Below are 8,000 nucleotides of genomic sequence, written 5' to 3' on the forward strand. Positions count from 1 at the left end.
GATGCAAAATGGCGACAAGTATAGCGCGACTCGCCTGGGGGCGTCAGGGGTGTATTGACGGATCAAGAATGCGTCCTTAAACCCCGCATGGTCAACAGGCCAACCACGGGGCCGGGCAGTAGCCACCAGGTCACCCAGGGCCCCTGGCTTTCCCATAGCGACGTTACCAGCGCGATGGATGGGATGGTCAGCGCAAAGCCGATGGCATTCATCATGGCCAGGGCGGCACCCAGCCGCTCGGGGGGCGCGCTGGCCGATGCCAGGGCCGAAAACTGCGCCGAATCGGCAATCACGCTGATGCCCCAGAGCGCCAGCAGGGCCAGCAGGAACCCTGGCGAAAGGCCCGCCAGCAGCGGGTATAGAAGGCATAGGGTGCCGGATACCGCCAGCGCTACGAAGGCCACCTTTGCGCTGCCTATGCGACGGCTCCAGCGGCCTGCCAGCACACACCCGGGCAGGCCCAGCGCGATCACGGCAAAGCTGAGCCACGGCTGAAGGCTGGCGGCGGCGCTGAGCCGTTCCAGCTCTCTGGCCACCAGCAAGGGGACCAGCGCCCACAGGGCGTAGAGTTCCCAGCAGTGGCCAAAATAGCCCAGCGAGGCGGCGCGGAAAGCTTTCTGTTTGAAGGCGGCAAGCCCTGCCCAAGGGCGGCCTGCCGAGGCCTTGGCAGGCAGGTGGGGCCCTGTGCCCAGCCGCAGAATCAGCAGCGCGGCCAGCAGCGCCAGCACCGAGGAGAGCAGCAGCGGCCACTGCCAGGGCAAATGCAGCGTGACGCCCCGCAGCAGGTGCGGCGAGGCAATGCCGAGGGTCAGCATGCCGACCAGCCACCCCAGTGCCGAGCCTGCATGGCGGGGTGTCCAGCTGACCACCAGCTTCATGCCCAGCGGGTAGATGCCTGCCAGGCAAAGCCCCACCATGAAACGTACCATGGCTGCCAGCGAGAGGCTCTCCACCACGCCAATGAAGGCGGCATTGAGCACGGCGCCCAGCACGGCCGAGACGGCAAACAGCTGGCTGGCCCGTACGCGGTCCGCCAGGCCCGTGGTGGCGATGGCCAGCGTGCCGGTAATGAAGCCCGCTTGAACGGCCATGGTCAGCAGCCCCAGGTCGCGCTCGCTGAGTCCCGCCGCTTCCTGCAGCGCCAGGCCAACGCCGTTGATGCTGAACCACAGCGAGGTGCCAAAGAGCTGAGCAATGACAATGACGGCAAGCGGCCAGCGGGCCAGGACAGTTGACGGCATGGGGTGTCCTATCCTTGGAGTTGTTGTTATTGAATGATGATGGGAGGACGGCAGGGGGTGAGTTGCTCGGAGCGCCTCCTCAGCCTAATTTGTGCGGCACCACCTCGTGCCCCAGCGCCTTGTAGCGCTGCCAGCAGGCGCGCTTGGCCAGCAGCACCTGCTGGTGCTGGTTGATGATTTCCGCGACCCGGGCGTAGTGCTCGAAGCCCTCGGGGATCTCTGGGTGCAGATTAAGTAGCGCGGTCGCTTCCGTGGGCACCGGCAACCGCTGCCAGCCCAGCGTGATGGGCACGCTGGCCGCCAGCTCGCTGTCTTCCAGCGCATGGGGCAGGTAGGCGTCGTCGCGAAAGTGCCACAGGGCGTCGTCGGCCTGCTCGGCCAGCGCCTTGTCTTCGCAGTGCAGGTGCAGGCGGTAGCCTTTGCGATGGATGGTCTCTGCCAGTTTACAGGCGAACTGCAGGCGGGCGTCGAGGGTGGTGTCGGGAAGAATATAGAAATCGATACGCGCCATCGGATGGCTCCAGCAGTCTGGCGGTGCTCCCCCCGGCCAAGCAGCGGCCGGGGGGGCAAAGCCCGGTGTGATTAGACCAGGCGGGTCAGCCAGCCGTACTTGTCTTCGCTGCGGCCATACTGAAGGTCGAGCAGCGTCTTGCGGATGCGCTTGGCTACTTCGTTGTTGCCGTCACCCTGCAGGCGGATGCGCTCGTTTTCGGTCACCAGTTCCCCCACTGGCGTGATCACGGCGGCGGTGCCACAGGCAAAGACTTCGGTGATCTCGCCGGAGGCCGCGCCTTCGCGCCATTCGTCGATGCTGATGGCGCGCTCTTCGGGCGTCAGGCCCGCATCCTTGGCCAGGGTCAGGATCGAGTTGCGGGTCACGCCTTCGAGAATGGTGTCGGTCAGGCGCGGTGTGACGATGCGGCCATCCTTGTAAACGAAGAACAGGTTCATGCCGCCCAGCTCTTCGATCCACTTGTTCTCGGCCGCATCCAGAAACGCCACCTGGCTACAGCCATTGGCAGCCGCTTCTTTTTGAGCTGCCAGGGAGGCCGCGTAGTTGCCGCCACACTTGGCAAAGCCGGTGCCGCCGGGGGCCGCGCGCTTGTAGTGGGAAGAGAGCCAGATGGAGACCGGCTCGATGCCGCCTTTGAAGTAGGCCGCCGCGGGCGACGCAATCACGTAGTAATCGACTTCGTGGGCCGGACGCACGCCCAGAAACGCTTCCGAAGCGATCATGAACGGACGCAGGTAGAGGCTGCACTCGTCGGCGTCGTTGGCGGGGGTGGGCACCCAGACGTGATCCTGGGCCAGCAGCGCTTTCAGCGAGCCGAGGAAGTCTTCATCGGAGAGTTCCGGCAGGGCCAGGCGGCGAGCACTGCGGCGGAAACGCTCGGCGTTCTTCTCGGGACGGAAGGTCCACACCGAGCCATCCGCGTGACGGTACGCCTTGATGCCTTCGAAGATTTCCTGGCCGTAGTGCAGCACCGAGGCGGCAGGGTCCAGGGTCAGCGGACCGTAGGGGCGCACTTGATGGCCGTGCCAGTCGGCATCGATGGTCCAGCGTACGTGGGCCATGTGGTCGGTGAAGTACTTACCGAATCCTGGGTTTTGCAGAATATTGTCACGAATCGCATCGGCCACCGGCTGGTTGGAGGGCAGCGTTTCAAAACGTGAGTCGAACTGAGCATCTGAAGCTGTGGGCACGGCGTGTTCTCTCCGCTAGAGCCAGGCCCCGAAGGGCGTAAAAGCGTTGTATGGGGTATCGCGTGTGCCGAGGTAGCCCCGGCACACGCTTATGCTGTCAGGTTTAACGGTTGCGCTACGGAAAGGCAACCATTGTTGGCCTGTTTTGGCGTCAGTCGCCGCTGTTTTCCACTTGGGCGTCGGCTTCACGGTCCAGCAGGTATTGGGTCAGCAGACCCACTGGGCGACCCGTGGCGCCTTTCTGCTTGCCGGAGTGCCAGGCTGTGCCCGCGATGTCCAGGTGCGCCCAGGGGAAGTGGTCGGCGAAGCGCGACAGGAAGCAGGCCGCCGTGATGGTGCCTGCTGGGCGGCCACCAATGTTGGCCAGGTCGGCAAAGTTGGAGTCCAGCTGCTCCTGGTACTCGTCCCACAGCGGCAGGTGCCAGGCGCGGTCCCAGGCGGTTTCCCCGGCGTCCAGCAGGTCGAGGGCCAGGTCGTCGTCATTGGCCAGCAGGCCGGTGGCGTGATGGCCCAAGGCAACGATGCAGGCACCGGTCAGCGTGGCGATATCCACGACGCTGGCCGGCGTGAAGCGCTCGGCGTAGGTGAGTGCATCGCACAGCACCAGACGGCCCTCGGCATCGGTGTTGAGCACTTCGACGCTCAAGCCCTTCAGGGTCTTGATGATATCGCCCGGCTTGGTGGCAGCGCCGTCGGGCATGTTCTCGGCCGCAGCGACGATGAACACCACATTGAGTTTGGGCCTGATGGCCAGCACGGCCTTGACGGTGCCGAACACGCTGGCGGCGCCGCCCATGTCGAATTTCATCTCGTCCATGCCTTCGCCGGGCTTGAGCGAGATGCCGCCGGTATCGAAGGTAATGCCTTTACCGATCAGCACGTGGGGCGCTTCGTCGGCATCCTCGGCGCCTTGATACTTCATCACGATCAGGCGCGAGGGTTCGCGGCTGCCGCGACCCACGGAAAGTAGCGAGTGAGCGCCCAGCGCTTCCAGCGCTTCCTCGTCCAGGATGTCGACGGCCAGCGCACCTTGTGACTCGCGACCCAGCGCTTCGGCCTGTTCGGCCAGGTAGCGGGGCGTGCAGACGTTGCCGGGCAGGTTGCCCAGGGTGCGAGTGACGTTGATGCCTTGCCCAATCGCGCAGCCCAACGCGGCGCCTTGTTTGGCCAGCAGGCCTTCGGCGGCGTCCGTCACGATCAGGTGAAGCTTGGCCAGGGTAGGTGGTTTGGCGGGCGCGAACTTGAAGTGATCGAAGCGGTAGAGGGCACGCTCGGCAGCTTCGAGGGTCTTGCGCGCTTTCCAGCTGGCATCGCGGCCTTCCAGCGGCACGTCGGTGAAGGTAGCGCTGGCTTCATCGATGGGGAGCTTGACCAGCGCTGTCATGGCCGCGTCCAGTGCCTTGAGGAAAGCGGCTTCCTGGCATTTGCCGCGCTCTCCCAGCCCAACCAGCAGCAGGCGCTCGGCGCCCAGCCCTGGTGCAAAGGGAATCATCTGCACATTGCCCAGGGCGGCGTCGAAGTCACCGCGGCTCAGCAGTTGGCCGATCAGCCGCTCGCTGGCATCGTCGAGTTTGGCGACAGCGGGGAGTAAGTCGCTATCCTTGTAGACAGGCAGAACGAGACAAGCCGTTTCGGCTTTGGCTGGGTTTGCGGTCTGAACGGAAAATTCCATGACGTCTCCAACAAGACAAGCAACGAGTGATTCGGGATAATGCCCCGTCATTTACGACCAGTGTGATCAGTGTATCCAATTCGATGAATAGTGTACCCAAGCCACGGGCGCATTGCATGGCAACCTGTACCGCTAGCCGGAGAGTACGTTGATATTATTTCGGTACTTAACTCGTGAAGTATTACTGACCATGTCTGCGGTGGCAGGCATTCTGCTGCTGGTGATCATGGGTAGCCGGTTCATCCGCTATTTCTCGGATGCGGCCGAGGGCGATTTTCCCGTGACGATTCTGGGCAGCCTGATGGTGTTCCATTTGCCCGGGTTTATGGAGCTGATTCTGCCGCTGTCGTTTTTCCTCGGCATTCTGCTGGCGTATGGCCAGCTCTACATGAACAGTGAAATCACCGTCATGGTGGCCTGTGGCATGAGCCCGACCCGGCTGCTGCGGGTGACGCTGCTGCCCGCCTCCGTGGTGGCCGTGCTGGTGGGGCTGTGTAGCCTGTGGCTGACGCCTACCGGGGCCTTGCAAACCGCAACCACGCTGGAAGAGCAGCGCAGCCGCCTGGACGTCTCGGTACTGGCCCCCGGACGTTTTCAGGATTTTGGCGGCGGGCGTACCGCGTACATCACCGATTTCAGCAGCGATGGCCGACAGATGCAGGAAGTGCTGGTGCACGAACAGGCGCGGCAGGGGGCCGAACAGCCGCACAGCTACGTGACCCGGGCCGGGTCGGGCTACCAGGAAACCAGCGTCGAGACCGGCAGTCGCTTCCTGGTGCTGGAAAACGGTGAACGCTACGGCGTCACCCCAGGCCTTCTGAATGCCGAACGTCTGACCTTCGAGCGCTATACCCTGCGGCTGGGTTTGAGCCGAGACCGTCAGGAGCTGGATTCTCTTGAGTATGCCAGTACCCTTGAGCTGTGGAACGACGCAAGCCCCCGCGCCCAGGCGCAGTTTCAGTGGCGGGTAGGCCTGCCGCTGATGGTCTTCGTGCTGGCCCTGCTGGCACAGCCGCTTTCTCGGGTGAACCCGCGCCAGGGGCGATTTGCCAAGCTGCTGCCTGCAGTGTTTCTGTATGTCGCGTATCTTAGCCTGTTGCTGGCAGCGGTGGATGCCATTGGCGGCGGCTCGCTGCCTGCGGCTATCGGCGTGTGGCCGGTGCATGGCCTGTTCCTGGCCTTGGGCTGTTTGCTGCTATGGCACTCGCAACGGAAAGGAATGCGCTAATGCTGAATGGGTTGATGGGGGCTGACCGACTGGATCGCTATATTGCCCGCAACGTGCTGGCGGCCATTATCGTCGTGCAGTGTGTCTTGCTGGGGCTGGATATCACGATTGCCTACATCGGTGACTTGAGCGACACCCAGGGCGACTACACTGCTCTGGATGTGCTGTTATACCTGATCATGCGCCTGCCCTGGCGGTTCTATCAGTATGCGCCGGTAGCGGTGCTGATTGGCGCGCTGATTGGCCTGGGGAGTATGGCCTCCAGTAACGAGCTGACCGTAATGCGGGCGGCGGGCCGCTCGCTGGTGCGTATCGTATGGGGCGTCATGAAGCCGGTGCTGCTGGTCGTCGTCGTCGTGCTGCTGGTGGCCGAGTTCGTGACCCCGCGCACCGAACAGTACGCCGAAGCCTGGCGGCTGGAGCAGCGCCAGGGCGAAGGCGCGATGCTGACCAGTCGCAGCGGCTGGCAGTTCGAAGGTGACAGCGTCTACCGTTTTGGCGCCATCCGTGCCGACAACGTGGTGCTGGATTTGACCCGTTACCGCTTCGACGAGCGGCGGCTGGTGGAGGCGACCCATGCGCAGCGCGCGCACTGGGAAGAGGGTGCCTGGGTGCTGGAAGAGGTCACCACGACCCGGATATACGATGCGCGGACCGAATCGGATTACCAGCCAACGACTGCCTGGGACACGAACCTGACGCCGACGCAGCTGGAACGCTTGCTGCGCGATATCCAGAGCCAGGCACCCAGCGAACTCTGGGCCTATGCCCAATTCCTCAAGAGCCAGGGGCTTCAGGCCGACCAGCCGCTGCTCTACTTCTGGCAGAAGGTGCTGCTGCCGCTCACCATGGGCTCGCTGGTACTGATTGCGGCGTCCTTCGTGTTTGGCCCGCTGCGTACCGTGGCGGCAGGGACGCGGGTCTTCTATGGCGTGGTCACCGGCCTGCTGTTCAAGTACGTACAGGACCTGCTGGCCCCGGCCTCCACGCTGTTCGGGTTTTCGCCGGTCTGGGCTGTTCTAGTGCCCACCCTGGCCTGTGCGGCGGTGGGCATCTACTTCCTGCGCCGCAACGGTTGAGCGGGGTATACGCATTGAAAAGAGGATGGAAAGAGTGACCCATACAAGACGCTTCACCCAGTTAGACAGCGTGTGGCCTGCGGGGCTGGGACGCCGTCTGGGCGCCATGATTTACGACGGTTTTCTGGTGCTGGCCATCTGGATTGCGGCCACCGTTGCCCATCTGGCGTTCTTTCGTTTCGTGCTGGGCCAGACGGCGGATGAAATCGGCACGACGGCGCTGGACATCTGGAGCTTACGGCTGATACTGGTGTTCTTCGTGACGCTGTTTTTCGTCTATGCCTGGCGACGTGGCGGCATGACGCTGGGGATGCAGGCCTGGCGGCTTCGCGTGCAAACGCTGGACGGGCACGCCATCTCCTTGCAGCAGAGCCTGATTCGCTGTGCGGTGGCCTGGGTGTCGCTGGCCGCCCTGGGGCTGGGCTATTGGTGGGTGCTGTTCGACCGGCAGCGCAGAAGCTGGCCCGACATCGTATCGCGCACGGAAACCGTGGTGTTGCCCAAGAAGTGATAAAAATAATGAAAAAATTCGAGCGACGAAAAGGATGAAAAATAGCTTTTCGTCAATCGGTTAGCTATCCATTAGCAGAGCCTCAAGAAGAATCGCTACTAAAGAGTAGTGTTTTCTACTTGAAAAGATGTATGCGAATCATTTACATTCATCTCATGTCTTGTATGAGGTGGCGCTATGTACGTATGCGTGTGCAAAGGAGTAACCGACCATCAGATTCGTCAGCAAGTGAGCGACGGAGCGCGCAGCTGGCGAGAAGTGCGTGAAGCTACCGGCTGTGGCACGCAGTGCGGCAAATGCGCCTGCTATGCCAAGTCGCTGACCCGTGAAGCGGTTCAGGTGGCGCGGGCCGAAGCCGACATGAGTCTCGCTTACGCCGTATGGCGCGAATCACTCTTGTTAGGCTTATCGTTAGCAAATAATTGATTTATTTGAAATTTTTGTTTTCCCGTCTATACTCCCGACAACGTTGGGAGTAAGCCTTTTTATCGAACATCGCGAAAAACCTCGTACTTCTAGTGCGAGGATGGATAGCGAGGGGCGCGAGAGCGCCCCTCGTCCGGCA

At 62.6% G+C, this 8,000-nt stretch carries 8 protein-coding genes; 4 read left to right on the forward strand and 4 right to left on the reverse strand.

The window, feature by feature from the left end:
• Positions 1-62: 62 nt before the first annotated feature.
• The 4 genes from B7L72_RS14410 to B7L72_RS14425 form a co-directional block, all read right to left on the reverse strand.
• Complete coding sequence (locus B7L72_RS14410; RefSeq protein ID WP_081136685.1) at positions 63-1,241, reverse strand: MFS transporter; 1,179 nt, start codon at positions 1,239-1,241, stop codon at positions 63-65.
• Between the two features lie 79 nt (positions 1,242-1,320).
• Positions 1,321-1,752 carry a DNA polymerase III subunit chi gene (locus B7L72_RS14415; RefSeq protein WP_081136683.1) on the reverse strand — a complete coding sequence of 144 codons (432 nt, stop codon included), beginning with the start codon at positions 1,750-1,752 and terminating at the stop codon, positions 1,321-1,323.
• A gap of 71 nt (positions 1,753-1,823) precedes the next feature.
• Positions 1,824-2,945, reverse strand: a complete 1,122-nt coding sequence (locus B7L72_RS14420) for a branched-chain amino acid aminotransferase (RefSeq protein ID WP_081195163.1) — start codon at positions 2,943-2,945, stop codon at positions 1,824-1,826.
• 151 nt (positions 2,946-3,096) lie between these two features.
• Positions 3,097-4,617: a leucyl aminopeptidase gene (locus B7L72_RS14425; protein WP_081195166.1), complete on the reverse strand. Its 1,521-nt coding sequence runs from the start codon at positions 4,615-4,617 to the stop codon at positions 3,097-3,099.
• Between the two features lie 148 nt (positions 4,618-4,765).
• On the opposite strand from B7L72_RS14425, the gene lptF reads away from it, so the two are divergent.
• The 4 genes from lptF to B7L72_RS14445 all read left to right on the forward strand — a co-directional run bounded on the left by lptF (position 4,766) and on the right by B7L72_RS14445 (position 7,861).
• On the forward strand, positions 4,766-5,845 hold the full coding sequence (gene lptF / locus B7L72_RS14430; protein ID WP_026001840.1) for an LPS export ABC transporter permease LptF: 1,080 nt from the start codon (positions 4,766-4,768) through the stop codon (positions 5,843-5,845).
• The gene (gene lptG, locus B7L72_RS14435; RefSeq protein ID WP_016914998.1) at positions 5,845-6,924 is read left to right on the forward strand and encodes an LPS export ABC transporter permease LptG; all 1,080 of its coding nucleotides are present in this window, start codon (positions 5,845-5,847) and stop codon (positions 6,922-6,924) included. Before lptF ends, lptG begins: the two co-directional genes overlap by 1 nt.
• Before the next feature lie 25 nt (positions 6,925-6,949).
• The gene (locus B7L72_RS14440; protein WP_016914997.1) at positions 6,950-7,435 is read left to right on the forward strand and encodes an RDD family protein; all 486 of its coding nucleotides are present in this window, start codon (positions 6,950-6,952) and stop codon (positions 7,433-7,435) included.
• Positions 7,436-7,612: 177 nt separating this feature from the next.
• A complete protein-coding gene (locus B7L72_RS14445) occupies positions 7,613-7,861 on the forward strand; it encodes a bacterioferritin-associated ferredoxin (protein WP_081195168.1) in 249 nt (82 codons plus the stop codon).
• Positions 7,862-8,000: the final 139 nt, after the last annotated feature.

Origin of the sequence: Halomonas sp. BC1 (assembly GCF_002078135.1) — a bacterium.
GTDB lineage: Bacteria > Pseudomonadota > Gammaproteobacteria > Pseudomonadales > Halomonadaceae > Vreelandella > Vreelandella stevensii.

What these genes read in the sequence shown, in the direction of transcription:
- B7L72_RS14410 (WP_081136685.1), bottom strand. Translation starts at nt 1,241, where the DNA reads ATGCCGTCAACTGTCCTGGCCCGCTGGCCGCTTGCCGTCATTGTCATT.
- B7L72_RS14415 (WP_081136683.1), bottom strand. Translation starts at nt 1,752, where the DNA reads ATGGCGCGTATCGATTTCTATATTCTTCCCGACACCACCCTCGACGCC.
- B7L72_RS14425 (WP_081195166.1), bottom strand. Translation starts at nt 4,617, where the DNA reads ATGGAATTTTCCGTTCAGACCGCAAACCCAGCCAAAGCCGAAACGGCT.
- lptG (WP_016914998.1), top strand. Translation starts at nt 5,845, where the DNA reads ATGCTGAATGGGTTGATGGGGGCTGACCGACTGGATCGCTATATTGCC.
- B7L72_RS14440 (WP_016914997.1), top strand. Translation starts at nt 6,950, where the DNA reads ATGGAAAGAGTGACCCATACAAGACGCTTCACCCAGTTAGACAGCGTG.
- B7L72_RS14445 (WP_081195168.1), top strand. Translation starts at nt 7,613, where the DNA reads ATGTACGTATGCGTGTGCAAAGGAGTAACCGACCATCAGATTCGTCAG.